The following is a 23,800-nucleotide window of genomic DNA, read 5'->3' as shown; positions in this document are numbered from 1 at the left end:
GGATGTAAATTGGCGATGTTTGCTTTATTATGCCGCCGATTTTCATTTATTCCTTATTTGCAGGATACGTACACCATGCCAGTGTTACACAACCGCATTTCGAACGACGCCCTCAAAGCCAAAATGCTGGCCGAGACCGAGCCGCGCACGACGATCTCATTCTATAAATATTTCACCATTGCCAATCCTCAGCACACGCGTGATGCGCTGTACCAGATGTTCATCGCATTGAACGTCTTCGGGCGAGTATATCTTGCCCATGAAGGAATTAACGCGCAAATCAGCGTACCGCAAAGCAACGTCGAGGCATTTCGACAGCAGCTCTATGCGTTTGATGCTGCATTGAAGGATTTACGTCTGAATATTGCGCTGGATGATGACGGTAAATCGTTCTGGGTACTGCGTATGAAAGTCCGCGAACGTATCGTGGCGGATGGTATTGACGATCCAGACTTTGACGCCAGCAACGTGGGGGATTATCTCAAGGCTGCAGAAGTAAATGCCATGCTGGACGATCCTGAAGCGGTATTCATTGATATGCGCAACCACTATGAATATGAGGTGGGTCATTTCGAGAATGCGCTGGAGATCCCGGCAGACACGTTCCGCGACCAGTTGCCGAAAGCTGTTGAAATGATGCAGGCGCATAAAGATAAAAAAATCGTGATGTACTGCACGGGTGGGATCCGCTGTGAGAAAGCCAGCGCCTGGATGAAACACAATGGATTTAGCAGAGTCTGGCACATTGAGGGCGGTATTATTGAGTATGCCCGCAAGGCGCGTGAACAGGGACTTCCGGTACGTTTTGTCGGTAAAAACTTTGTCTTTGATGAGCGTATGGGCGAAAGGATCTCTGAAGATGTTATCGCACATTGCCATCAGTGCGGCACGGCGTGCGATAGCCATACTAATTGCAAAAATGATGGCTGCCATCTGTTGTTTATTCAGTGCCCGGCTTGTGCGCAGAAATATAAAGGCTGCTGTAGCGAGCTGTGTAGCGAAGAGAGTGAGTTGCCGGAAGAGGAACAACGGCGTCGTCGTGCGGGGCGTGAAAATGGCAATAAAATCTTCAATAAATCACGCGGTCACCTGAATACCAAACTGGGTATTCCAGACCCTGCGCAATAACATGATGCCGGATGAGGGGCAGATCCTCATCCGGTAATTCATGCGTTACTTCTGCTGAACACCTTCCACTGAGATGATCAAATCGACTTCCTGCGATGCAGGGCCGAGATCGGTGGTGATGTTGAAATCCTTCAGCTTAATCTTACCTTGCGCTTCAAAACCAGCGCGCGTACCGCCCCAGGGATCGCCACCCTGACCGATGAGCTTCGCGTCCAGCGTAACCGGTTTGGTAACGCCGTTCAGGGTCAAATTACCGGTGATATCCAGGTCATTCCCCTCTTTTTTCACGCTGGTGGAGCTGAAGGTCGCCTGCGGGAATTTTGCCACGTTAAGGAAATCTGCACTGCGCAGATGCTTGTCGCGTTCGGCGTGATTAGTGTCAACGCTGTTGGTGTTGATGGTTACGTTAACCTTATCGGCTGCGGGATTTTTCTCATCAAAGGTAAACGTACCGTCGAAATCTTTGAAAGTGCCGTACAGCCAGCTGTAACCCAGATGCTGAATACGGAAATTAACAAAGGCATGCTGTCCTTCCTTGTCAATTTTGTAATCTGCCGCCACGGCCGACCCGGTGGTTAATAACAGAGAAGCGAGTGTAAGTCCCAGCAGGTTTTTTTTCATTTTAAGCTCCATAGTCAGATGACGATTTTCCCAACATGCGATTGAGGGTATCGTCGTTATCAATAAAGTGATGTTTCAGGGCCATCAGTCCGTGTAGTAGGGATAAAATCACCACGGTCCACGCAAGCCACAGGTGCAAGCTACCGGCGAGGTCGGCCTGGGTACCCGCATTGGCCAGGGTGGCAGGAATGTCAAACCAGCCAAAGACGCTTATCGCTTTGCCATCTGCGGTGGAAATCAGATATCCACTGATGACAATCGAAAAGAGCAGCAAATAAAGTGCGAGGTGACCCAGTGCCGCGGCGATACGGGTTAAACGGGAGTAGCTTGCCAACGCAGCAGGCGGAGGGGAGAACAACCGCCAGACAACGCGGATAACCAGTCCCATCATGAGTAGGATGCCGATGCTTTTATGCAGTTCGGGAGCCTGGTGATACCAGCCGTCGTAATAGCTGAGCGTGACCATCCATAACCCCAACGCAAACATGCCATATACAGCAATCGCAATCAGCCAATGTAATGTGGCTGACACTACGCCATAGCGCTGTGGAGTATTATTGAATTGCATAAGCACACCGATTGATATTTCAGAAGTGAATGAAAATGGCGTGTAAAAGACATTAATGCAACTAATAAATAACAATAGTGATGATATTTATTTTTTGTTCAATAAAGTTGACTGATTGTTGAGGTAATCATCAAGGGATTAGTGCGAAAATATGTGGCGGGGCTTAGTCTATGGGATGTTATGGTTTTTGTTATTGTTCAGTTTATTGCAATGAAAATTAAGCTAATCTCAATTTTTGTCAATTATTGTCAGCGCGCAGGAATCAGAAAAACATAATATATATTACATCCATAATGGCCAGCAGTGACCATAAAATAATGTAGAGCATAAGATGTTCGCGAATATTATTAACCAGATAGTGAAAGATACGGCGCATTGACGTTATTCCTGTCATTAAAAATGGCCTCACCAACGAGGCCATTCATTTATTATCACTTAAAACGGCTTAGCCTGAAGGGGGTCAGGTCAAAGTCAGACGGTTTGTCCTGAGCGAAGTCTGCCGCAATCTCTCCCAGTACAGAGGCAAACTTAAAGCCATGTCCGCTCAGTCCGGTAATGATCAGCGTGTTGTCATGTTCCGGCAGAGTATCAATTATAAAGTCTTCATCTGGTGAATTATCGTAAGTGCAGGATGCGCCGTGCAGGCAACAGCCAACGCCAGGCAGAATTGTGCGCAGGAATGGGAAGGCTTCAGAACCGTCGCTGGCTACAGCGGCAAATGGCTTACGCTCTTCTGCAGAGTGGATTACCTGTCCGCCATTGTGCTTACCAATTTTCAGCTCGTCGTTTTCAGCCGGGAAACCGTAGTATTGATCGCCATTTGGCAGCTCGCCGGTGAAAGCCGGGAAGTTATTCTTAACGCTGTAGCGCCCATCGGCCTGATACCAGGCGAACACTTTGCGCACAGGTTGTATCGGTATTTCAGGGACTAAAGCCTGCACCCAGGTACCGGCGCTGATCACTGCTTTCTTCGCGTGGTAGTCACCGTCAACCGTTTCTACCGTGATGCCATCATCACCGTGATGAATTGCGCTGACCGGGCATTTAAACAGTTGCGCACAGCCTGCTTCTTCCGCCAGACGGATCCAGGTTTTAATTGCTAACTCACTGCGTAAAAAACCGGACTCCGCTTCAAACAGACCGATATAGTTGTCAGGTACGCGAATTTCCGGCCAGCGAGCCATGATGGCCGCTGCATCTAATTGTTCAACGTTAAGTTGCCACTGTTTTGCGCTTTGCGCTGCAGTTGCTAAGAAGGTTGACTCTGCCGGACCGAGGTTGATAACTCCGGAGCGAACAAAAATCGGTTCTTCATTATGGGTGGACAGTTCATCCCACAATGTTTGCGCACGTAGCACCAGCGGAACGTATTTTTCGCCTTCGCCATAAGCATGACGGATTAATCGAGTATCGCCGTGGTGGCTGCCCTGTTGATGTGGTGGCATATGCGCATCGATCATCAGAACCTTCAGACCGGCACGAGTGGCATAGTATCCAGCTGCGGCGCCTACCGAACCGCTGCCAATAATGATTAAGTCGTATTTCATCCGCTTCTCTCTGCAATCGCGATAGTAGAAGGGTAAATAACTGACCTGGAATATTCAACCTGGAAATAAGAAAGGCACCGCTAAGGTGCCTTTTGATGGTTGGATGTATCAGGTTTAATGTCGCTGATACTCATTTACCTGGTAATCGCCAGATTCAATTTTGGCGATTCCTGCTTCTAATATCGAAATAAATTGCCTGGCAACATCAGTGGTTAACCAGAGCGTTTGACCAACTTCAGTCCCATCCGGGTCAGGGCGGTTCGGGGTTTGGTAGTGCAAACGCAACATCAGCGCATCGTAGCTATCAACAGTGCTGATGTCCCACCCTACAAGCGGATGAGTCTGAATGACTTCATTATTCTTTTCCATCATGCCCCCTAATTCGTGTTACTAGACAACGGTTTTCGAGGTTCAATGCGTTTTTTTCTGAAGCAACTTCAGTATATCAATAAATAAGGGTATTCATTGAAAATTTAAAGAGGGAAGGGCATAAATTTTTTGTTTTCAGCGTTATCTGACTAAGAAACCGACATGTTATTCATTTTTTTTTAGTATGTTGCACAATTATTTTGTTGTTTTGGTTAAAAGATAATCGGTGGGTTAATATTAAATTAAATGTTCGTCAGAAGAAATGCGCGATTGATTACAAGATAGCGTGTATAAAAAAGCCGGGGCGACCCGGCAAACAAACATCACTGCATATCATTATTTATTCGTTGATGAACCAGTCATCCGCGCTTTCCCAGGTTTCCTGTAGGATCTCGCTGATGCGCTCTTTGTCCTCTTTGGTCGCGCCAATAACCGACAGATTGTTTGCGCCGGCATAACGGACGGTAACGTTACCTTCGTTATCCGGAAAATGGTGCTGAATACGGCGGGAGAGTTCACCTGCCAGTGCGTCAATTGCACCGGCAGGTAAAGGTGAAGTTTTGGCAATAGTGACTTCAATACGCATAGTAGCCCCCTGTGGAATATACTGTTTATTTATACAGTTATTCGAATCGGTTGGCTACACTTTTTTTAGCTTTTTACTGACCAGCGTACCGTTTCGCCACCCAGGAAAGGCACCAGCGTATCGTCTTCCAACGCTATGCTCTCAGGAACCAGGTGCTCCACGCGTTCCAGCTCAATAAAGGTCTCATTTACCGGCAAACCATAGAACTGTGGGCCGTTGAGTGAGCAGAAGGCTTCGAAATGGTCCAGCGCATTCATCTCTTCAAACACGGTGGCATAGCTGCCTAGTGCGGTCGGTGCATTAAAGCATCCAGCACAGCCACAGCTTGACTCTTTGCGATGACGTGCGTGCGGCGCTGAGTCGGTACCGAGGAAGGCGCGCGTAAACCCGCTGGCAACCAGTTCACGCAGCGCCTGTTGGTGGACGTTACGTTTGAGGATCGGCAGGCAGTACAGGTGAGGACGAATCCCGCCAACCAGCATGTGGTTGCGGTTAAACATCAGGTGCTGTGGCGTAATAGTCGCTGCCAGAAGCTCGTTACCGTCGCGCACGTATTCGGCAGCATCTTTGGTAGTGATATGCTCGAACACTACTTTCAGCGAGGTCAAACGCTGGCGCAGCGGTTCCATCACCGTTTCAATAAAGCGCGCTTCGCGATCGAAAATATCGATATCTGCATGCGTCACTTCGCCGTGCACCAGCAGCGGCATACCCAATTTTTCCATCCTCTCCAGCACCGGCATGATGGCGTCAATAGAGGTTACGCCATGCGTCGAGTTGGTGGTGGCATTGGCCGGATAGAGTTTTGCTGCGGTGAATACGCCTTCGTTAAATCCACGTTCCAGCTCGTTGGGATCCAGCGTATCCGTTAAGTAGCAGGTCATTAATGGTGTGAAGTCGTGTCCAGCAGGTACCGCGTCAAGAATGCGCTGGCGATAAGCGATAGCCGCGTCAACCGTGGTGACGGGCGGTGCCAGGTTCGGCATGACAATGGCGCGACCATAAATTTCACTGGTGTAGGGCACGACAGTTTTTAACATGTCGCCATCGCGAAAGTGAAGATGCCAGTCGTCTGGGCGGCGGATCTTTAAAACCTGGGATGGTGCAGTCATTAATATGCTCCGGCTGAGGATAGTCTTTTTTGCCGGAAACAAAGGATAAGCGGAAACGTTTTCGTTTGCACGAAAAAAAAGGGCGCATCGGCGCCCTCAGTTTTATTAGTCGGTGAACGGGATGATGATTTCCCCCGGTTTCACCTCAATTCCCTTCGCCAGTTTTTTCGCCAGTGCTTCACCCTGGCTACTGTCATCCTGCAGAATGTAGGCTGGCTGCTGGTTGAAATAGTTACGCAGCGACTGGTTTAAATAAGGCATCAGCGTTTGCAGTACCGACTGCATTTTTTCTGGTGTAACGGTCGCATCCACGACTTCCATCTCTTGCAGATAAATTGCGCCTTTCTCTTTGTTGAATACCGGTAAGGCTTTTAACTTCAGCTTCATGGTCGCTTTTTGGCTGCCAAACAGGGAATTCATGTCCAGGTTGGCATCTCCGGTCAGCGTCACTTTATTGGGTTCTTCACGGCCAATCTGACTGGCGAGATTATTTAGTACGATGTGTGCTTCAGCAACGCCGGGCAAGCCGATATCTTTAGAAAAGTTATTATGCTTTGCCAGGGCCTGATTAATTTCTTGCTCGCTAACCGTGTATTGCGTGAGTTGATTACAACCAACCAACAGGCCGCTGACAATCAGTGCAGCGGCAAAAAAAAACTTTTTCATGGGGTTCCTCAACATGATGCATGTGGCGTAATCGTGACACAAAGCATCATCGAGTACCAGCGCCCCGGACGCCAGCAGAAAAAACTGAAAAGCGCCCGGAAGCAGGTTCGGCTATCAGGCGTCTGGCTCCAGCATGCCTCTCGTTGGGCGTTTGAGACTGAATTGCCAGCCCAGCGCCAGGAAGGTGATGAGGCCGATAATACCGAGCATCATCCAGGGCAACTCAGGCTGTGCCAGGGCCTTGCCCATATCAAACAGCCAGCCGCCGCCGATATATCCAATTGCGCCGCCGATAGCGAGCCCCAGTCGACTGAAGCCCATATAGCTTCCTCGGGCACGTGCATTCGCCAGTGAGGCGCTAAGGGTTTCACGCGCTGGTTCGGCGATGATCGAGCCAATATAGAACGTACAGATCAGGGTGAACAACTGCTGCAAATTCCCCACCAGACCGATCGGCATCATGCTCAGAGACATCACCAGCAGACCGGCCATCAGACGATGTTCAAGGCGAAAACGTTTTTCACTCCAGCGGGCAATTGGGTAGAGCAGCGTCAATGAGAGGCACGCCTCGATGGCATACATCCATTTCACGGCGGCCGGTGAACCTGCGATGTCGTTCACCATGATTGGCAGCATCAGCATCACCTGTACCGCCAGCATGTAATAGCCCGCCAGCGTCAGCACATAGGTGACAAAGCGCTTGTCATGCATCACGTGGCTCATCCCTTCGCGCACTGGAATTTTCACCGTCGACAGCTTCCATGCCGGGAGCAGCCAGGCGTTAAACGCCGCGCACAGAACGAACAAAATTGCGCCGGTGGCACAGACCAGACGGAAATCGTATTGCAATAACCAGCTGCCAAGCAACGCGCCAACCACGGCCCCGGCGCTATCCTGCATCATCAGAATAGAGAAAAAGCGCCCGCGCTTTTCCGGGCGGATCAGTTTAACCACCAGCGCCGAGCGGGGTGGGTCGAATAGTGTACCGCCCAGTCCGGAGAGAAAGCAGGAAAACCACAGCAGCCACGGCTCATGGGCAATGCCCATGGTGGCGAACCCGGCAGCGCGCATCAGCATGCCGGTGACGATCATCGGTTTTGCACCGAAACGGTCCGCAATAGCACCGCCGAAAATACCCAACCCCTGCTGGATAAATTGACGTAATCCTAGTGCAATACCGACCATCACGGCGGCCCAGCCCATTTGGTCGACGAAACGAATTGAGATCAGCGGGAAAACGACGAAGAAACCCAGCACGACCAGCATATTATCGATGAGAAGGAAGTATTTACCCAGGTTCCTTGCCTGCGAGACTTGCGACATTTCCCCTCCAGGGAAAAACTCGTCACTCTGGATAGAGTTTAAAAGATAAGCACCTCCTATTCTGCGGTGTCGTCATCGCTTTTCCCACCCTTCGCGGGACAATATTTTTTTATCAAAAGTCCGTCTTGATAGAGAGTTTTCATCAAAATGTGTGAATAATTCAAAAAATGGCATTTTGCTCTTTTCACAGGGCGTATTCGCACAGGTATAGTAATGCGAATAGCGTATTGAAGACGTTACGGGAAGGAGTAGGTATAGAATGTTTGGCTATCGCAGTAACGTGCCAAAAGTGCGCTTAACCACCGACCGCCTGGTCGTGCGTTTAGTGCATGAGCGTGATGCCTGGCGTCTGGCAGATTATTACGCAGAAAATCGTCATTTCTTAAAACCCTGGGAACCTATTCGCGATGAAAGCCACTGCTATCCGTCCGGCTGGCAGGCGCGTCTGAGCATGATTTCTGAGTTTCATAAACAGGGCACCGCCTATTATTTTGCGCTGCTCGATCCGGACGAAAAAGAAATTATCGGCGTTGCGAACTTTTCAAACGTGGTGCGGGGATCCTTCCATGCCTGTTATCTCGGCTACTCCATTGCGCAGAAATGGCAGGGGCAGGGGCTAATGTATGAAGCCTTAACCTCGGCCATCCGTTATATGCAGCGCACGCAGCATATTCACCGCATTATGGCTAACTACATGCCACATAATAAGCGCAGCGGTGACCTGCTGGCGCGACTGGGTTTTGAAAAAGAAGGGTATGCCAAAGACTACCTGCTGATTGACGGGCAGTGGCGCGATCACGTGCTGACGGCGTTGACCACATCAGAATGGACCCCCGGCCGCTAAGTTTCAGATGCAGCCATGATTAATGGAGAAGACGATGAAATACGAATTAACCGCCACCGAAGCACGAGTGATTGGCTGTTTATTAGAAAAACAAGTGACCACGCCGGAACAGTACCCACTCTCCGTTAATGGAGTCGTAACAGCCTGCAATCAAAAAACGAATCGTGAACCGGTGATGAACCTGTCGGAATCGGACGTGCAGGAGCAGTTGGATAACCTGGTTAAGCGACATTTTCTGCGCACGGTGAGCGGTTTTGGCAATCGCGTCACGAAATATGAGCAGCGTTTCTGCAACTCTGAATTTGGCAATCTGAAGCTTAGTGCCGCAGAGGTGGCCATAATCACCACACTGCTGCTGCGGGGCGCTCAGACGCCTGGTGAACTGCGTAGCCGCGCATCCCGTATGTACGAATTCAGCGATATGGCCGAAGTGGAGTCGACGCTGGAAAATCTGGCGAACCGGGAAGATGGGCCTTATGTGATCCGCCTGTCGCGTGAGCCGGGCAAACGTGAAAGTCGCTATATGCACCTGTTTTGTGGTGAGGTTGATGAAGCCATTGCCGCGGCAGATGAACTCCCTGTAGCCTCCGGTGATCTGCAGGCGCGCGTGGAAGCGCTGGAAACGGAAGTCGCAGAACTTAAGCAGCGACTTGATTCCTTGCTGGCGCACCTGGGAGACTAACGTGAAAAAATTACGTATCGGCGTAGTCGGCCTGGGCGGTATTGCGCAAAAGGCCTGGCTACCCGTGCTAGGCACCTCCGCGGACTGGACGCTGCAAGGCGCCTTTTCACCTTCGCGCGATAAAGCGCAGCGTATCTGTGATACCTGGCGAATACCCTACGTGGATTCATTGAAGAATCTGGCGCAAACCTGCGACGCGGTTTTCGTCCATTCCAGTACCGCGACGCACTATGCGGTAGTCAGTGAATTGCTGAATGCCGGAGTTCACGTGTGTGTGGATAAACCGCTGGCGGAAAACCTGCATGAGGCTGAGCAACTGGTCGAGCTGGCCGCGCGGAAAAAACTCACGCTGATGGTCGGGTTTAACCGTCGATTTGCACCGCTGTACCAGGATCTCAAAACCCAGTTGGGCACCGCAGCGTCTGTACGTATGGATAAGCACCGTACGGATAGCGTTGGGCCGCACGATCTGCGCTTCACTCTGCTGGACGACTATCTGCACGTGGTCGATACCGCTTTGTGGCTGGCGGGAGGGCAGGCGCAGTTAAATAACGGCACGCTGCTGACCAATGAATCTGGTGCGATGCTCTACGCCGAGCATCATTTTTCTGTCGGTCAAATGCAGATAACGACCAGTATGCATCGCCGTGCCGGTAGCCAGCGCGAGAGCGTGCAGGCGGTGACGGACGGCGGCCTGATTGACGTCACTGATATGCGGGAATGGCGGGAGGAGCGTGGGCAAGGTGTTGTTCATAAGCCGATAGCGGGCTGGCAAACGACCTTAGAACAGCGTGGTTTTGCCGGATGTGCGCGTCATTTCATTGAGTGCGTGCAAAATCAGACGGTTCCCCAGACGGCAGGCGAGCAGGCGCTACTGGCCCAGCGTGTTGTTGAAAAGCTGTGGCGGGAGGCGATGGCTGAATAACCCCCTGTAACATCTGGCGGTAGTAATTCATTGTAATCCAGGTACTATATGCCCACTCAAAATAACACCTCTTTTCAACCATAGGCTGGTTTGTCGGCCTGATAAGGTGCCAGGGTGTCGCCATCAGGCACAGCAAAAGTGTCGGATGGCGGCGAGAATGCCTTATCCGACCTACGGGCAGGTTTGTCGGGGTTTTGCCTCAGAGTCTGGAATACAACATAGATGAATTTATTAAAGTCGCTGGCAGCCGTCAGCTCGATGACGATGTTTTCACGTGTGCTGGGTTTTGCGCGTGATGCGATTGTCGCCAGAATCTTTGGTGCAGGGATGGCGACAGATGCCTTTTTTGTGGCATTCAAACTTCCTAACCTGTTGCGCCGAATTTTTGCCGAAGGCGCATTTTCGCAGGCGTTTGTGCCGATTCTTGCTGAGTACAAAAGCAAGCAGGGGGAAGATGCTACCCGCGTGTTTGTTGCCTACGTTTCCGGACTGTTGACGCTGGCGCTGGCCGTGGTGACGGTAGCCGGGATGTTGGCTGCGCCATGGGTGATATTAGTCACCGCGCCGGGATTTGCCGACACAGCGGATAAATTTGCGCTGACCACTCAACTGCTGCGGATCACTTTTCCCTATATTCTACTGATTTCACTGGCCTCACTGGTTGGTGCGATCCTTAATACCTGGAACCGCTTTTCCATTCCTGCGTTTGCCCCGACCTTTCTGAATATCAGCATGATCGGCTTCGCGCTATTTGCGGCACCCTATTTTAACCCGCCGGTGCTGGCGCTGGCGTGGGCCGTTACGGTTGGCGGCGTGCTACAGCTGATTTATCAGCTTCCGCACTTGAAGAAAATTGGCATGCTGGTGCTGCCGCGCGTGAACTTCCGTGATGCGGGGGCGATGCGTGTCGTCAAGCAAATGGGCCCGGCGATCCTTGGGGTATCGGTCAGCCAGATTTCACTGATCATCAATACGATTTTCGCCTCGTTTCTGGCCTCTGGCTCAGTTTCATGGATGTATTATGCCGACCGTCTGATGGAGTTTCCGTCCGGTGTTCTGGGCGTGGCGCTGGGGACTATCCTGCTGCCATCGCTGTCCAAAAGCTTTTCCAGCGGTAATCATGATGAATATTGTCGCCTGATGGACTGGGGCCTGCGCTTGTGTTTCCTGTTGGCATTACCGAGTGCCGTAGCGTTGGGTATTCTGGCCAAACCGCTGACGGTGTCTCTGTTCCAGTACGGTAAATTTACCGCCTTTGATGCCGCGATGACCCAGCGTGCGCTGGTGGCGTACTCGGTAGGTTTGATTGGCTTGATCGTGGTGAAAGTGTTGGCTCCGGGCTTTTACTCGCGCCAGGATATTAAAACGCCAGTGAAGATTGCCATTGTGACGCTGATTATGACCCAGGTGATGAACCTGGCGTTTATCGGGCCGTTAAAGCATGCCGGGCTGTCGCTGTCGATTGGTCTGGCGGCATGTCTGAACGCTTCACTGCTGTACTGGCAACTGCGGAAACAGAAAATCTTTACCCCACAACCGGGCTGGAGCTGGTTCCTGGCGCGTCTGGTGATTTCCGTGCTGGTGATGTCTGCGGTGCTGGTTGGGATGCTCTACATCATGCCGGATTGGTCGCAGGGAACGATGTTGTGGCGTCTGCTGCGTCTGATGGCGGTCGTGGTGGCAGGTATTGCCGCTTACTTCGCAGCACTCGCCGTACTGGGCTTTAAAGTAAAAGAGTTTGTGCGTCGGACGGCGTAAAGGATCAATGCCGGATGGCGGCATAACGCCGTATCCGGCCTACAAAAGGCGTAGGCCTGATAAGCAAAACGTTATCAGGCTGACATCAAATAGAGAATTTTTTCCCGCCGCGGTGCGCAGCAGAGGTTTGACCGTTTGCGCCATACAACGCTGGTTCCTGGTGCGGTTTCAGCACTTGTATTGCTTGTTGATTACGCTCGATCTGCCCTTCCAGCAGCCAACCGTTGTGCTGGTTGAGGTCGCGTAAATGCTGTGTTTTCTTGGTGATAGTCTGCCAGCGTTCAGCAATCTCATCATTGGCGCTGCGCGTGGCGTCATGTTCCAGGCGGCGCTGCTGCTCAAGATAATCAAGGGTTGCCAGCAAGGAGCTTTTTTCTTCTGTAATACGTTGTAGCTGGCTGCCGTTGATATGCCCTGCGGAAAGCTGCTGCTGTTCAGCATCCATTACCGTTTTCAGGTCATTGAGGACGGTCGTCATCTGGTCAAGTATTTCTGACAAACGAGTCATACTTTATTTACTCTGTAGGTAGCTCTGCGCCTCGCGAATCAGCGAGTCGGCAATTTTTCCGGTATCCATTTTCAATTCACCGTTACGGATTGCGGTTTTCAGTGCTTCCACGCGTTCCATATTGATGTCATTGCTGCCGGGCTGCATCAGTTTGGCCTGGGCGTCGCTCAGCATGACGCTGGTGCTGGTGGTCGCGGTGGTTTTTTCCTTCCGCGCTTTTTGTACCGGCGCATCGCTGGTTTCACGCGGCTGAACGGTGCTTACTGGCTTCAATGGTGAGGTACGATCAATGCTCATTTTATTTTTCCTCATCGAGGGGTTACGCTATAGCGGCCCGCTGTAATCATTGGTTGTTTATCTATCGGCACACGCTAAAAAATCTTTAACCTATTATAGGTTAATAAGAATATTCCCATCAGAATCGACGACGCCGCTCACCACCTGGCCTGAAATCATCCGCACTCGCGCATTCTGTGCGACAGCGGCGTTGTTCAGCGCTTTACCTTCGGCATTGACCCGAAATCCATCTCCGTTGGCAATAACCAGTACGCGCTGACCGGCCTTGATCCGCCATGCCTGGCGTAACATCGAAAGCTGTATCGGTTGGCCCGGCACCAGATCGCGCAGGCTCACTGCATCCTGCACCTGACTCATATCCAGCACCGCGCGCGGCGGTAGTTGGTCCAGTCGACCACGTTTCAGCGTTACGCTGGCTGGGGTCAGGGTGCTACCTCGCGCTACGGATGCAGCGGCAACAACGTAGTTTCCTGTCGCCTGCACGTTCACTTGCAGATAACGTTTTTCGTTGGCACAGCGGGCCAGCACATTCACATTGCCCCACAGTTTTGCGCTACCGGACACGCTTAATGCCGGTTGTTCGCAGTTGGGCAATAAGTTTGGTGACGTTCGGATAGTGACTACCACCTCATCGCTAAATCCGGCCAGGCGCTGGGAAAACCATGCCGTTAGCTGCGAATTCAGGTCTTGCGCCAGCGTCATAGGGCTGAACAGCAGTGCTGCCACGACTATTCCACGTTTAAACGTTTGCATCAAAACCTCGCGCTTTTTCAGGTAGTGGCAGGATTTTACCTGTGTGACGCAGTCATCAACGCAACAAATAGCGACGCATTTTGCGTTTATTCCGGCGATAACGCGCGCGTAATGGGATTTAAGCTGTCGGCTGAATTTTGTCATTTGCGGAGGAGATATGCTCGATAAGCTCGACGCCGCCTTACGTTTTCAACAGGAAGCGCTGAATTTGCGCGCCCAACGCCAGGAAATATTGGCGGCCAACATTGCCAATGCCGACACGCCGGGGTATCAGGCGCGCGACCTGGATTTCGCCAGTGAATTAAAAAAAGTCATGGTGCGAGGACGGGAAGAAACCGGCGGCGTTTCGTTGACGCTGACCTCTGCACAACACATTCCGGCCCAGACCGTTTCTGCGCCGTCTACGGAGCTGCTCTACCGTATTCCTGACCAGCCATCTCTTGATGGCAACACGGTAGATATGGACCGGGAGCGCACGCAATTTGCAGACAACAGCCTCAAATATCAAATGGGGCTGACGGCGCTGGGTGGACAAATCAAAGGCATGATGAACGTGCTGCAAGGAGGGAACTAATTCGTGGCGCTGTTAAATATTTTTGATATCGCAGGTTCTGCGCTGACGGCTCAGTCTAAACGCCTGAACGTCGCGGCCAGCAACATGGCGAATGCGGATAGCGTCAGCGGACCCGACGGTCAGCCGTATCGCGCGAAGCAGGTTGTTTTTCAGGTAGATGCTGCGCCAGGTGCGGCAACCGGTGGCGTAAAAGTCGCTGACGTCATTGAAAGTCAGGCACCGGATAAGCTGGTTTATGAACCCGGTAATCCGCTGGCCGATGCGAACGGCTACGTAAAAATGCCGAATGTGGACGTTGTTGGCGAGATGGTCAACACCATGTCTGCCTCACGTAGCTACCAGGCAAACGTCGAAGTGCTCAACACCGTGAAAAGCTTGATGCTTAAAACGCTGACGCTAGGCCAGTAAAGGAGGCGCACATGTCTATTGCTGTAAAAATGAATGACCCGAGCACGACGGGGGTTAATGCCGCCACGGGGAATAGCTCACTGACGGGCAGCAACGCCGCTGACCTGCAAAGCAGCTTTCTTACGCTGCTGGTTGCACAACTGAAAAACCAGGACCCTACCAACCCGCTGCAAAACAACGAACTGACTACCCAGTTGGCGCAAATCAGTACCGTGAGCGGGATTGAGAAGCTGAACACCACGTTAGGGTCAATCTCTGGGCAGATCGACAACAGCCAGTCGCTGCAGGCCAGTACGCTGATTGGCCACGGTGTCATGATCCCGGGTACGACCATTCTGACCGGTAAAGGGACAGAAGAAGGTGCCAAAACTACGACAACACCATTTGGCGTTGAGCTGCAGCAACCGGCAGATAAGGTTACCGCAACCATTACCGATAAAGACGGCAAAGTGGTACGCACCATTGACATTGGTGGATTGAAAGCGGGCGTTCATACCTTTACCTGGGACGGCACCATGACCGATGGCACGGATGCACCAAGCGGTTCTTACAACGTGTCAATTGCTGCCAGTAATGGCGGAACGCAACTGGTGGCCCAGCCGCTTCAGTTTGCGCTGGTGCAGGGCGTTATTCGCAGTAACGGCGGTAATACGCTGGATCTGGGCACCTATGGAACCACCACCCTCGACGAAGTACGGCAGATAATTTAAGCCTTCACACTTATCAGGAGTAAGTCATGGCCTTTTCTCAAGCGGTCAGCGGTCTGAACGCTGCAGCGACCAACCTCGATGTCATTGGTAACAACATCGCCAACTCCGCCACCTACGGTTTTAAATCTGGCACGGCATCTTTTGCCGATATGTTTGCCGGTTCGAAAGTCGGTTTGGGCGTTAAAGTTGCGGGTATTACTCAGGACTTTACCGACGGTACTACCACCAACACCGGACGTGGTCTGGACGTTGCTATCAGCCAGAACGGTTTTTTCCGTATGGTAGACAGCAACGGTTCCGTTTTCTACAGCCGTAACGGTCAGTTCAAACTCGATGAAAACCGCAATATCGTTAACATGCAGGGGCTGCAGCTGACGGGCTATCCGGCTACCGGTACACCGCCAACAGTTCAGCAGGGTGCGAACCCGGCACCGATCACTATCCCGAATACGCTGATGGCGGCTAAATCAACCACCACTGCGTCAATGCAGGTCAACCTGAACTCCACTGACAAGGTCCCTACCAAGACCCCGTTTAACCCAAGCGATGCCGATTCCTACAACAAAAAAGGCAGTGTTACCGTTTTCGATAGCCAGGGTAACGCTCATGACATGAACATTTTTTATGTCAAAACAGGCCCTAACAAATGGGATGTCTACACCCAGGACGCCAGCGTTGCGGGTTCAGTTGCCAGTAAGAATGCGGTTATGAACTTTAGTGCTAACGGTACGCTGACTTCTGTGAATAATTATGTTGAAGAGCCAGTAGACCCCTTAGATCCAACCGGACCAAAACATATCGTGGAAGGACCAGCCAACCCTCAACCGCAAATTCAGATCTCCACCGGTACGATCAATGGCGCAGTTCCGGCGAACTTCTCTCTGAGCTTCCTGAACTCCATGCAGCAGAACACCGGTGCCAACAACATCGTTGCCACGAATCAGAACGGCTACAAGCCGGGCGATCTGGTGAGCTACCAGATTAATAATGACGGTACGGTGGTCGGTAACTACTCCAACGAACAGCAACAGGTTCTGGGGCAGATCGTGCTGGCAAACTTTGCCAACAACGAAGGTCTGGCGTCTCAGGGCGACAACGTCTGGGCGGCGACTCAGTCTTCCGGCGTGGCGCTGCTGGGTACCGCAGGCGAAGGTAACTTCGGCAAGCTGACCAACGGCGCGCTGGAAGCGTCAAACGTGGATTTGAGTAAAGAACTGGTGAATATGATTGTCGCCCAGCGTAACTATCAGTCGAACGCGCAGACCATCAAAACCCAGGATCAGATCCTCAACACGCTGGTCAACCTGCGCTAAGCGCCTGACGGGATGGCTTAATGGATCACGCAATTTATACCGCTATGGGCGCGGCCAGTCAGACGCTGAATCAACAGGCGGTGACGGCCAGCAACCTGGCAAACGCCTCCACGCCAGGGTTTCGTGCGCAGCTCAATGCACTGCGCGCGGTTCCTGTAGAAGGATTGTCTTTACCAACGCGTACGCTGGTGGTGGCCTCCACGCCGGGGGCCGATATGACGCCCGGTCAGATGGACTATACCTCCCGCCCGCTGGATGTGGCGCTGCAACAAGATGGCTGGTTGGCTGTGCAGACTGCGGACGGTAGTGAAGGATATACCCGTAACGGCGCTATTCAGGTAAGCCCAACGGGTGAACTGACTATTCAGGGACACCCGGTAATTGGCGAAGCCGGACCGATAGCCGTACCGGAAGGTTCAGAAGTCACCATTGCGGCGGACGGGACCATTTCTGCACTTAACCCAGGCGATCCGGCTAATACGGTCGCGCCAGTGGGGCGGTTGAAGCTGGTGAAGGCTACAGGGCTTGAAGTACAACGTGGCGATGACGGTATGTTCCGTCTGACCCAGGCCGCACAGGCAACCCGTGGTGCGACGTTACAGGCTGACCCCAGCATCCGTGTGATGTCTGGCGTGCTGGAAGGCAGTAACGTTAAACCGGTTGCTGCGATGAGCGACATGATCGCCAACGCCCGCCGCTTTGAAATGCAGATGAAAATTATCAGTAGCGTGGATGATAACGCGGGCCGCGCCAACCAACTGCTGTCGATGAGTTAATACAGGACATTTTATGATCAGTTCATTATGGATCGCCAAAACAGGCCTGGATGCGCAGCAAACCAACATGGATGTGATTGCCAACAACCTGGCAAACGTCAGCACCAACGGATTTAAGCGCCAACGTGCCGTATTTGAAGATCTGTTGTACCAGACGATTCGTCAGCCTGGCGCACAGTCTTCTGAGCAGACCACACTGCCGTCTGGTTTGCAGATTGGTACCGGCGTACGTCCGGTTGCGACCGAGCGTTTACACAGCCAGGGTAACCTGTCGCAGACCAACAACAGTAAAGATGTGGCGATTAAAGGCCAGGGCTTTTTCCAGGTCATGTTGCCCGATGGTACGTCCGCTTATACCCGCGACGGTTCTTTCCAGGTGGATCAGAACGGTCAGTTGGTGACGGCGGGTGGTTTCCAGGTTCAGCCTGCCATCACCATTCCGGCTAACTCGCTCAGTATCACCATTGGACGTGACGGCATTGTCAGCGTGACTCAACAGGGGCAGGCGGCGCCTGTTCAGGTCGGGCAGCTTAACCTGACAACCTTCATGAACGATACCGGTCTGGAAAGCATTGGTGAGAATCTGTACACCGAAACGCAGTCATCCGGTGCGCCGAATGAGAGCACGCCAGGGCTGAACGGCGCGGGTCTGCTGTATCAGGGCTATGTTGAAACCTCTAACGTCAACGTGGCGGAAGAGCTGGTAAACATGATCCAGGTTCAGCGCGCTTACGAAATCAACAGTAAAGCGGTATCGACCACCGATCAGATGCTGCAAAAACTGACGCAACTCTAAAGTGGAGCCCGGTGGGGTGAAAACCTCACCGGCACACTGATTTTGAAGATGACCGCAATGCGAAAATACGCGCTTCACCCATACCCAATTTTAGCCCTGCTGGTGGTTTCACTAACAGGATGTGCCTGGATCCCGGCCACGCCGCTCGTGCAGGGCGCAACGTCTGCCCAGCCAGTTCCAGGTCCAACGCCGGTGGCGAATGGCTCAATCTTCCAGTCGGCACAACCGATTAACTATGGTTATCAGCCACTCTTTGAAGATCGTCGTCCACGCAATATTGGCGATACGCTGACCATCGTATTGCAGGAAAACGTCAGCGCGAGCAAAAGCTCTTCGGCGAACGCCAGCCGCGACGGCAAGACAAACTTTGGCTTTGATACCGTACCGCGCTATCTGGAAGGATTGTTCGGTAACGAACGTGCCGACGTAGAAGCCTCCGGCGGCAACTCCTTTAACGGTAAAGGCGGCGCGAACGCCAGAAATACCTTCAGCGGTACGCTGACCGTAACGGTCGATCAGGTACTGGTGAATGGCAACTTACATGTCGTGGGTGAAAAACAGATCGCTATAAATCAGGGCACTGAATTCATCCGCTTCTCCGGGGTTGTTAACCCGCGCACCATCAGTGGCAGCAACTCCGTACCGTCAACCCAGGTTGCGGACGCGCGTATTGAGTACGTCGGTAACGGCTACATCAATGAAGCGCAGAATATGGGCTGGTTGCAGCGTTTCTTCCTTAACTTGTCGCCGATGTAAGCGAGGTACCCAGTGTTTAAATCTTTTGTTGGAATGGTACTGGTGCTGATAACCACCTTTGCGCATGCTGACCGTATTCGTGACCTGACCAGCGTTCAGGGCGTGCGGGAAAACTCGTTGATAGGTTATGGGCTGGTGGTGGGTCTGGATGGAACGGGTGACCAGACCACACAGACGCCGTTTACGACGCAAACGCTCAATAACATGCTTTCGCAGTTGGGGATAACCGTGCCAACTGGCACCAATATGCAGCTGAAAAACGTGGCGGCGGTGATGGTTACCGCGTCGTTTCCTGCATTCGGTCGTCAGGGACAAACCATCGACGTAGTGGTCTCCTCTATGGGGAACGCCAAAAGCCTGCGCGGCGGTACGCTGCTGATGACCCCGTTAAAAGGGGTCGATAGTCAGGTGTATGCCTTGGCACAGGGGAATATTTTGGTGGGCGGTGCGGGCGCGGCTGCAGGTGGCAGTAGCGTACAGGTTAACCAGCTCAATGGTGGACGCATTACCAACGGCGCGATTATCGAACGTGAATTACCCAGCCAGTTCGGCGGTGGTAACACCATTAATCTGCAGCTTAATAATGAAGATTTCACGATGGCGCAGCAGATTACCGACACCATCAACCGCGCGCGTGGCTTTGGTAGCGCAACAGCATTGGATGCCCGAACCATTCAGGTGCGCGTGCCAAGCGGCAACAGCTCGCAGGTGCGTTTCCTCGCTGATATCCAGAATATTGAGGTGAACGTCACGCCGCAGGATGCGAAAGTGATTATCAACTCGCGCACCGGATCTGTCGTCATGAACCGTGAAGTGACGCTGGATAGCTGCGCTGTGGCACAAGGCAACTTGTCGATTACGGTAAACCGCCAGGCGAACGTCAGCCAGCCGGACACACCGTTTGGCGGTGGACAAACCGTGGTGACGCCCCAAACCCAGATTGACCTGCGCCAGAGCGGTGGTTCACTGCAAAGCGTGCGTTCCAGCGCCAACCTGAACAATGTGGTGCGTGCGCTGAATGCGCTGGGGGCAACGCCGATGGATCTGATGTCCATTCTGCAATCGATGCAGAGCGCGGGTTGCTTACGCGCCAAACTGGAAATCATCTAATGATTGGTGACAGCAAACTGCTGACCAGCGCGGCCTGGGATGCGCAATCACTGAACGAACTGAAAGCGAAAGCGGGTCAGGATCCGGCGGCGAATATCCGTCCGGTCGCCCGTCAGGTTGAAGGGATGTTCGTGCAGATGATGCTGAAAAGCATGCGTGAAGCGCTGCCGAAAGATGGCGTGTTTAGCAGCGATTCAACGCGCTTGTATACCAGTATGTATGACCAACAAATTGCGCAGCAAATGACCGCAGGCAAAGGTCTGGGGCTGGCTGAAATGATGGTCAAGCAGATGACTGAAGGGCAAGCGCAACCTGCGGATGACGCGCCGCAGGTGCCGATGAAGTTTTCACTGGAAACGGTGACCAGCTATCAAAATCAGGCATTGACGCAACTGGTCCGCAAAGCCATCCCCCGGGCGACGGAAAGCAATGATGAGCCGCTGTCAGGTGACAGTAAAGACTTCCTCGCCCAGCTATCGCTGCCGGCTAAGCTGGCCAGCCAGCAAAGCGGCGTCCCGCATCATCTGATTCTGGCACAGGCGGCGCTGGAATCCGGATGGGGGCAGCGACAAATTCGCCGTGAGAACGGTGAACCGAGCTTTAACATTTTTGGCGTGAAGGCTTCAGGAAGCTGGAAAGGTCCAACCACTGAAATCACCACGACTGAATATGAGAACGGTGAGGCGAAAAAGGTGAAAGCCAGATTCCGCGTCTATAGCTCTTACCTTGAGGCGTTGTCGGATTATGTCGGTCTGATATCGCGTAACCCGCGCTATGCGGCAGTGACCGCTGCCGCGACAGCCGAGCAAGGGGCGCAGGCATTGCAAAATGCGGGTTACGCCACGGACCCTAACTATGCGCGAAAATTAACCAGCATGATCCAGCAGTTGAAATCGATGAGTGAAAAAGTGAGCAAAACCTACAGCACGAACATCGATAATCTCTTTTAAATAGCTCAAGTCTACCGACCTGCTGCCGATAATAACGAGTATTGAAGGATTACAAGGAACCTCCATGTCCAGCTTGATTAATAACGCGATGAGTGGACTCAGCGCAGCGCAGGCCGCGTTGAATACTGCCAGTAACAACATCTCCAGCTATAACGTTGCCGGATATACCCGACAGACGACAATTATGGCGCAAGCGAACAGCACGCTGGGTGCGGGGGGCTGGGTAGGCAATGGTGTCTATGTTTCTGGTGTACAACGTGAATATGACTCCTTTATCACTAACCAGTTGCGAGCAGCGCAGAACCAGAGCAGCGGTCTGACGACACGTTATGAGCAAATGTCAAAAATCGACAATCTGCTCTCCAGCAAAACCAGTTCTATTTCGACCTCCATGCAGGACTTTTTTACCAGCCTGCAAACGCTGGTCAGCAACGCCGAAGATCCGGCGGCACGCCAGGCGCTAATCGGTAAAGCTGATGGATTGGTAAATCAGTTTAAAACGACCGACCAGTATCTGCGCGATCAGGATAAGCAGGTCAATACCGCGATTAAAGCCAGCGTTGATCAGATCAACAACTATTCGAAACAAATTGCCAGCCTCAACGACCAGATTTCTCGTATGACAGGCGTCGGCGCAGGTGCGTCTCCTAACGACCTGCTTGACCAGCGCGATCAGCTGGTCAGTGAATTGAATCAGATTGTCGGTGTTGAAGTCAGCATTCAGGATGGAGGCACTTACAACCTGACCATGGCCAACGGCTATTCGCTGGTGCAGGGCAGCAATGCGCGTCAACTGGCGGCAGTGCCTTCCAGCGATGATCCTAATCGTACAACCGTGGCCTACGTTGATGGCGTTGCCGGAGCTGTTGAAATTCCGGAGAAACTGCTGAATACCGGTTCACTGGGCGGACTGCTCACCTTCCGTTCTCAGGAGCTGGATCAGACGCGTAATACCCTCGGCCAACTGGCGCTTGCATTTGCCAGTGCATTTAACGCCCAGCATAAAGAAGGTTTTGATGCCAACGGCGATCAGGGTAAGGATTTCTTTGCTATCGGCAGCCCGGAAGTCTTCAACAACGCGAAAAATACGGGTACAGGATCGTTAAGCGCTAAGATCACTGACAGCTCCGCTGTGCAGGCGACAGATTATAAAATCGTTTTTGATGGGACGGACTGGCAGGTTACTCGCCTGGCGGATAATACCAGCTTCAAAGCCACCGTGACCGGTGGAAAAATGTCCTTTGACGGGATGGAAATCACCGTTAATGCTGGCGCGAAAGCTAATGACAGTTTTACTGTAAAACCCGTGAGTAACGCTATCGTTGATATGAAAGTTATGGTGACCGACGAGTCGAAAATCGCCATGGCTCAAGTGTCTAAAAATGATACGGACCCCACCATCGATAAAGGCAAGAGCGACAACCGTAACGGTCAGAAACTGTTAGATCTGCAAACCAAAGCGACTGTCGGCAATAAGACCTTCAACGATGCATATGCCACGCTGGTAAGCGATGTCGGGAACAAAACCGCTACGCTGAAAACCAGTGCCACCACCCAGAACAACGTGGTGACACAGCTTTACCGGCAGCAACAATCTATTTCCGGCGTTAACCTCGACGAAGAGTACGGTAATTTACAGCGTTTTCAGCAGTATTACCTGGCTAACGCGCAAGTGCTGCAGACCGCGAATGCGTTGTTTGATGCACTGATTAATATCCGCTAAGGGAGAGGGACACAATGCGTATCAGCACCCAGATGATGTACCAGCAGAATATGCGTGGCATCACTAACTCTCAGGCTGAATGGATGAAGTTCGGCGAGCAGATGTCAACGGGCAAACGCGTGATCAACCCATCAGACGATCCGATTGCCGCCTCGCAGGCCGTGGTACTTTCTCAGGCTCAGGCGCAGAACAGCCAATATACGCTGGCACGCTCATTCGCGACGCAAAAGGTGTCGCTGGAAGAGAATGTTCTGAGCCAGGTGACGACGGCAATTCAGGCTGCACAGGAAAAAATCGTTTATGCCGGGAACGGAACGTTAAGTGATGATGACCGTGCATCGCTGGCCACCGACCTGCAGGGGATCCGCGATCAGCTGATGAACCTGGCAAACAGTACCGACGGTAATGGTCGCTATATTTTCGGTGGATATAAAACAGAATCCGCACCGTTTGCCCAGGCAGATGGCGCTTACAGCGGCGGTACAACAAACGTTACCCAACAGGTCGATGCCTCCCGAACCATGGTGATTGGTCATACTGGCGATAAAGTATTCGCCAACCTGACCAGCAACGCTGTACCGGAACCTGGTGGCGGCACTCAGGAAAAGAACCTGTTCAAAATGCTGGATACCGCTATTGATGCGCTCAAAACCCCTATTGAGGGTAATGACGTGGCAAAAGCTACCGCCGCTGCTGCCATTGATAAAACCAACCGTGGCCTGAAAAACTCGTTGAATAACGTCCTGTCCGTTCGTGCAGAATTAGGTACGCAGCTGAGTGAATTAAGCTCGCTGGATTCACTGGGTGCCGATCGTGCATTAGGCCAAACTCAGCAGATGAGTAATCTGGTGGATGTCGACTGGAACGCCGCGATCTCGTCTTATGTCATGCAGCAAGCTGCGCTACAGGCATCATACAAAGCGTTTACCGATATGCAGGGAATGTCGTTGTTCCAGCTCAATCGTTAACGCCTCGTTTTGAAACATATCTTGAAACT

At 52.3% G+C, this 23,800-nt stretch carries 28 protein-coding genes; 16 read left to right on the top strand and 12 right to left on the bottom strand.

The window, feature by feature from the left end; genetic code table 11:
- Positions 1-75: 75 nt before the first annotated feature.
- Positions 76-1,128: an oxygen-dependent tRNA uridine(34) hydroxylase TrhO gene (trhO, locus tag OGX83_RS08940; RefSeq protein ID WP_071444803.1), complete on the top strand. Its 1,053-nt coding sequence runs from the start codon at positions 76-78 to the stop codon at positions 1,126-1,128.
- Positions 1,129-1,173: 45 nt separating this feature from the next.
- Here the strand turns inward: trhO and OGX83_RS08935 are convergent, their stop codons facing one another.
- From OGX83_RS08935 to mdtH, 9 genes are all read right to left on the bottom strand, one after another.
- The gene (locus tag OGX83_RS08935) at positions 1,174-1,749 is read right to left on the bottom strand and encodes a YceI family protein (protein WP_100272655.1); all 576 of its coding nucleotides are present in this window, start codon (positions 1,747-1,749) and stop codon (positions 1,174-1,176) included.
- A 1-nt stretch (position 1,750) separates the two neighbouring features.
- The gene (locus OGX83_RS08930; protein WP_048214474.1) at positions 1,751-2,317 is read right to left on the bottom strand and encodes a cytochrome b; all 567 of its coding nucleotides are present in this window, start codon (positions 2,315-2,317) and stop codon (positions 1,751-1,753) included.
- Positions 2,318-2,579: 262 nt separating this feature from the next.
- Complete coding sequence (locus tag OGX83_RS08925) at positions 2,580-2,693, bottom strand: YceO family protein (protein WP_003036148.1); 114 nt, start codon at positions 2,691-2,693, stop codon at positions 2,580-2,582.
- 55 nt (positions 2,694-2,748) lie between these two features.
- Entirely contained in the window at positions 2,749-3,864 is a 1,116-nt protein-coding gene (solA, locus tag OGX83_RS08920) for an N-methyl-L-tryptophan oxidase (RefSeq protein ID WP_286587827.1), read from the bottom strand.
- A 114-nt stretch (positions 3,865-3,978) separates the two neighbouring features.
- Positions 3,979-4,233 (bottom strand): biofilm formation regulator BssS, encoded by a 255-nt coding sequence (bssS, locus tag OGX83_RS08915; RefSeq protein WP_003036154.1) that lies wholly within the window; start codon positions 4,231-4,233, stop codon positions 3,979-3,981.
- A gap of 340 nt (positions 4,234-4,573) precedes the next feature.
- Entirely contained in the window at positions 4,574-4,819 is a 246-nt protein-coding gene (gene dinI, locus OGX83_RS08910; RefSeq protein WP_003036157.1) for a DNA damage-inducible protein I, read from the bottom strand.
- A gap of 65 nt (positions 4,820-4,884) precedes the next feature.
- On the bottom strand, positions 4,885-5,931 hold the full coding sequence (gene pyrC / locus OGX83_RS08905; RefSeq protein WP_032942952.1) for a dihydroorotase: 1,047 nt from the start codon (positions 5,929-5,931) through the stop codon (positions 4,885-4,887).
- 105 nt (positions 5,932-6,036) lie between these two features.
- Positions 6,037-6,597: a lipoprotein gene (locus tag OGX83_RS08900; RefSeq protein WP_020996498.1), complete on the bottom strand. Its 561-nt coding sequence runs from the start codon at positions 6,595-6,597 to the stop codon at positions 6,037-6,039.
- Positions 6,598-6,711: 114 nt separating this feature from the next.
- Positions 6,712-7,920, bottom strand: coding sequence for a multidrug efflux MFS transporter MdtH (gene mdtH, locus OGX83_RS08895; protein ID WP_003832142.1), 1,209 nt, complete (start codon positions 7,918-7,920; stop codon positions 6,712-6,714).
- Positions 7,921-8,179: 259 nt separating this feature from the next.
- On the opposite strand from mdtH, the gene rimJ reads away from it, so the two are divergent.
- From rimJ to murJ, 4 genes are all read left to right on the top strand, one after another.
- On the top strand, positions 8,180-8,764 hold the full coding sequence (rimJ, locus tag OGX83_RS08890) for a ribosomal protein S5-alanine N-acetyltransferase (protein WP_003832145.1): 585 nt from the start codon (positions 8,180-8,182) through the stop codon (positions 8,762-8,764).
- Between the two features lie 34 nt (positions 8,765-8,798).
- Positions 8,799-9,446, top strand: coding sequence for a YceH family protein (locus OGX83_RS08885; protein WP_032942953.1), 648 nt, complete (start codon positions 8,799-8,801; stop codon positions 9,444-9,446).
- 1 nt (position 9,447) lies between these two features.
- Positions 9,448-10,371 (top strand): Gfo/Idh/MocA family protein, encoded by a 924-nt coding sequence (locus OGX83_RS08880; protein ID WP_032942955.1) that lies wholly within the window; start codon positions 9,448-9,450, stop codon positions 10,369-10,371.
- A gap of 222 nt (positions 10,372-10,593) precedes the next feature.
- Positions 10,594-12,129 carry a murein biosynthesis integral membrane protein MurJ gene (gene murJ / locus OGX83_RS08875; protein WP_003832150.1) on the top strand — a complete coding sequence of 512 codons (1,536 nt, stop codon included), beginning with the start codon at positions 10,594-10,596 and terminating at the stop codon, positions 12,127-12,129.
- Positions 12,130-12,214: 85 nt separating this feature from the next.
- Here murJ and flgN read toward each other — a convergent pair whose 3' ends face one another.
- The 3 genes from flgN to flgA all read right to left on the bottom strand — a co-directional run bounded on the left by flgN (position 12,215) and on the right by flgA (position 13,687).
- On the bottom strand, positions 12,215-12,637 hold the full coding sequence (gene flgN, locus OGX83_RS08870) for a flagella biosynthesis chaperone FlgN (RefSeq protein ID WP_003036178.1): 423 nt from the start codon (positions 12,635-12,637) through the stop codon (positions 12,215-12,217).
- Positions 12,638-12,640: 3 nt separating this feature from the next.
- Positions 12,641-12,934 (bottom strand): flagellar biosynthesis anti-sigma factor FlgM, encoded by a 294-nt coding sequence (flgM, locus tag OGX83_RS08865; protein ID WP_032942956.1) that lies wholly within the window; start codon positions 12,932-12,934, stop codon positions 12,641-12,643.
- 93 nt (positions 12,935-13,027) lie between these two features.
- Positions 13,028-13,687 (bottom strand): flagellar basal body P-ring formation chaperone FlgA, encoded by a 660-nt coding sequence (gene flgA, locus OGX83_RS08860; protein WP_008784358.1) that lies wholly within the window; start codon positions 13,685-13,687, stop codon positions 13,028-13,030.
- A 157-nt stretch (positions 13,688-13,844) separates the two neighbouring features.
- Between flgA and flgB the strand changes: the two genes are divergently transcribed.
- The 11 genes from flgB to flgL all read left to right on the top strand — a co-directional run bounded on the left by flgB (position 13,845) and on the right by flgL (position 23,771).
- Positions 13,845-14,261 (top strand): flagellar basal body rod protein FlgB, encoded by a 417-nt coding sequence (flgB, locus tag OGX83_RS08855; protein WP_003036189.1) that lies wholly within the window; start codon positions 13,845-13,847, stop codon positions 14,259-14,261.
- A 3-nt stretch (positions 14,262-14,264) separates the two neighbouring features.
- Entirely contained in the window at positions 14,265-14,669 is a 405-nt protein-coding gene (gene flgC, locus OGX83_RS08850; protein ID WP_003036191.1) for a flagellar basal body rod protein FlgC, read from the top strand.
- Positions 14,670-14,680: 11 nt separating this feature from the next.
- Positions 14,681-15,379 carry a flagellar hook assembly protein FlgD gene (gene flgD, locus OGX83_RS08845; protein ID WP_003832158.1) on the top strand — a complete coding sequence of 233 codons (699 nt, stop codon included), beginning with the start codon at positions 14,681-14,683 and terminating at the stop codon, positions 15,377-15,379.
- 26 nt (positions 15,380-15,405) lie between these two features.
- Positions 15,406-16,692 carry a flagellar hook protein FlgE gene (gene flgE, locus OGX83_RS08840; RefSeq protein WP_125363407.1) on the top strand — a complete coding sequence of 429 codons (1,287 nt, stop codon included), beginning with the start codon at positions 15,406-15,408 and terminating at the stop codon, positions 16,690-16,692.
- A 20-nt stretch (positions 16,693-16,712) separates the two neighbouring features.
- Positions 16,713-17,468: a flagellar basal body rod protein FlgF gene (locus OGX83_RS08835; RefSeq protein WP_003832161.1), complete on the top strand. Its 756-nt coding sequence runs from the start codon at positions 16,713-16,715 to the stop codon at positions 17,466-17,468.
- Between the two features lie 13 nt (positions 17,469-17,481).
- Complete coding sequence (flgG, locus tag OGX83_RS08830) at positions 17,482-18,264, top strand: flagellar basal-body rod protein FlgG (protein WP_003036202.1); 783 nt, start codon at positions 17,482-17,484, stop codon at positions 18,262-18,264.
- Positions 18,265-18,321: 57 nt separating this feature from the next.
- Positions 18,322-19,020, top strand: coding sequence for a flagellar basal body L-ring protein FlgH (locus OGX83_RS08825; RefSeq protein WP_032934415.1), 699 nt, complete (start codon positions 18,322-18,324; stop codon positions 19,018-19,020).
- 33 nt (positions 19,021-19,053) lie between these two features.
- Entirely contained in the window at positions 19,054-20,130 is a 1,077-nt protein-coding gene (locus OGX83_RS08820) for a flagellar basal body P-ring protein FlgI (RefSeq protein ID WP_050579918.1), read from the top strand.
- Positions 20,130-21,080 carry a flagellar assembly peptidoglycan hydrolase FlgJ gene (flgJ, locus tag OGX83_RS08815; RefSeq protein ID WP_016152632.1) on the top strand — a complete coding sequence of 317 codons (951 nt, stop codon included), beginning with the start codon at positions 20,130-20,132 and terminating at the stop codon, positions 21,078-21,080. The genes OGX83_RS08820 and flgJ overlap by 1 nt, the downstream gene beginning before the upstream one ends.
- Positions 21,081-21,144: 64 nt before the next feature.
- Positions 21,145-22,803, top strand: coding sequence for a flagellar hook-associated protein FlgK (gene flgK / locus OGX83_RS08810; RefSeq protein WP_008784364.1), 1,659 nt, complete (start codon positions 21,145-21,147; stop codon positions 22,801-22,803).
- Between the two features lie 14 nt (positions 22,804-22,817).
- Complete coding sequence (gene flgL, locus OGX83_RS08805; RefSeq protein WP_008784365.1) at positions 22,818-23,771, top strand: flagellar hook-associated protein FlgL; 954 nt, start codon at positions 22,818-22,820, stop codon at positions 23,769-23,771.
- Positions 23,772-23,800 lie beyond the last annotated feature (29 nt).

It is taken from the genome of Citrobacter sp. Cpo074 (genome assembly GCF_030332745.1).
Taxonomy (GTDB): Bacteria; Pseudomonadota; Gammaproteobacteria; order Enterobacterales; family Enterobacteriaceae; genus Citrobacter; species Citrobacter portucalensis.
The sequence above is the reverse complement of the archived record's forward strand: the minus strand, read 5'-3'. Positions and strand labels throughout refer to the sequence as shown.

What these genes read in the sequence shown, in the direction of transcription:
- murJ (WP_003832150.1), top strand. Translation starts at nt 10,594, where the DNA reads ATGAATTTATTAAAGTCGCTGGCAGCCGTCAGCTCGATGACGATGTTT.
- OGX83_RS08825 (WP_032934415.1), top strand. Translation starts at nt 18,322, where the DNA reads ATGCGAAAATACGCGCTTCACCCATACCCAATTTTAGCCCTGCTGGTG.
- OGX83_RS08935 (WP_100272655.1), bottom strand. Translation starts at nt 1,749, where the DNA reads ATGAAAAAAAACCTGCTGGGACTTACACTCGCTTCTCTGTTATTAACC.
- flgE (WP_125363407.1), top strand. Translation starts at nt 15,406, where the DNA reads ATGGCCTTTTCTCAAGCGGTCAGCGGTCTGAACGCTGCAGCGACCAAC.
- flgK (WP_008784364.1), top strand. Translation starts at nt 21,145, where the DNA reads ATGTCCAGCTTGATTAATAACGCGATGAGTGGACTCAGCGCAGCGCAG.
- rimJ (WP_003832145.1), top strand. Translation starts at nt 8,180, where the DNA reads ATGTTTGGCTATCGCAGTAACGTGCCAAAAGTGCGCTTAACCACCGAC.
- bssS (WP_003036154.1), bottom strand. Translation starts at nt 4,233, where the DNA reads ATGGAAAAGAATAATGAAGTCATTCAGACTCATCCGCTTGTAGGGTGG.
- flgJ (WP_016152632.1), top strand. Translation starts at nt 20,130, where the DNA reads ATGATTGGTGACAGCAAACTGCTGACCAGCGCGGCCTGGGATGCGCAA.
- OGX83_RS08835 (WP_003832161.1), top strand. Translation starts at nt 16,713, where the DNA reads ATGGATCACGCAATTTATACCGCTATGGGCGCGGCCAGTCAGACGCTG.
- flgM (WP_032942956.1), bottom strand. Translation starts at nt 12,934, where the DNA reads ATGAGCATTGATCGTACCTCACCATTGAAGCCAGTAAGCACCGTTCAG.
- OGX83_RS08820 (WP_050579918.1), top strand. Translation starts at nt 19,054, where the DNA reads ATGGTACTGGTGCTGATAACCACCTTTGCGCATGCTGACCGTATTCGT.
- solA (WP_286587827.1), bottom strand. Translation starts at nt 3,864, where the DNA reads ATGAAATACGACTTAATCATTATTGGCAGCGGTTCGGTAGGCGCCGCA.
- OGX83_RS08930 (WP_048214474.1), bottom strand. Translation starts at nt 2,317, where the DNA reads ATGCAATTCAATAATACTCCACAGCGCTATGGCGTAGTGTCAGCCACA.
- trhO (WP_071444803.1), top strand. Translation starts at nt 76, where the DNA reads ATGCCAGTGTTACACAACCGCATTTCGAACGACGCCCTCAAAGCCAAA.
- OGX83_RS08900 (WP_020996498.1), bottom strand. Translation starts at nt 6,597, where the DNA reads ATGAAAAAGTTTTTTTTTGCCGCTGCACTGATTGTCAGCGGCCTGTTG.
- flgL (WP_008784365.1), top strand. Translation starts at nt 22,818, where the DNA reads ATGCGTATCAGCACCCAGATGATGTACCAGCAGAATATGCGTGGCATC.
- OGX83_RS08885 (WP_032942953.1), top strand. Translation starts at nt 8,799, where the DNA reads ATGAAATACGAATTAACCGCCACCGAAGCACGAGTGATTGGCTGTTTA.
- mdtH (WP_003832142.1), bottom strand. Translation starts at nt 7,920, where the DNA reads ATGTCGCAAGTCTCGCAGGCAAGGAACCTGGGTAAATACTTCCTTCTC.
- flgD (WP_003832158.1), top strand. Translation starts at nt 14,681, where the DNA reads ATGTCTATTGCTGTAAAAATGAATGACCCGAGCACGACGGGGGTTAAT.
- flgN (WP_003036178.1), bottom strand. Translation starts at nt 12,637, where the DNA reads ATGACTCGTTTGTCAGAAATACTTGACCAGATGACGACCGTCCTCAAT.
- flgG (WP_003036202.1), top strand. Translation starts at nt 17,482, where the DNA reads ATGATCAGTTCATTATGGATCGCCAAAACAGGCCTGGATGCGCAGCAA.
- flgB (WP_003036189.1), top strand. Translation starts at nt 13,845, where the DNA reads ATGCTCGATAAGCTCGACGCCGCCTTACGTTTTCAACAGGAAGCGCTG.
- flgA (WP_008784358.1), bottom strand. Translation starts at nt 13,687, where the DNA reads ATGCAAACGTTTAAACGTGGAATAGTCGTGGCAGCACTGCTGTTCAGC.
- OGX83_RS08925 (WP_003036148.1), bottom strand. Translation starts at nt 2,693, where the DNA reads ATGCGCCGTATCTTTCACTATCTGGTTAATAATATTCGCGAACATCTT.
- dinI (WP_003036157.1), bottom strand. Translation starts at nt 4,819, where the DNA reads ATGCGTATTGAAGTCACTATTGCCAAAACTTCACCTTTACCTGCCGGT.
- pyrC (WP_032942952.1), bottom strand. Translation starts at nt 5,931, where the DNA reads ATGACTGCACCATCCCAGGTTTTAAAGATCCGCCGCCCAGACGACTGG.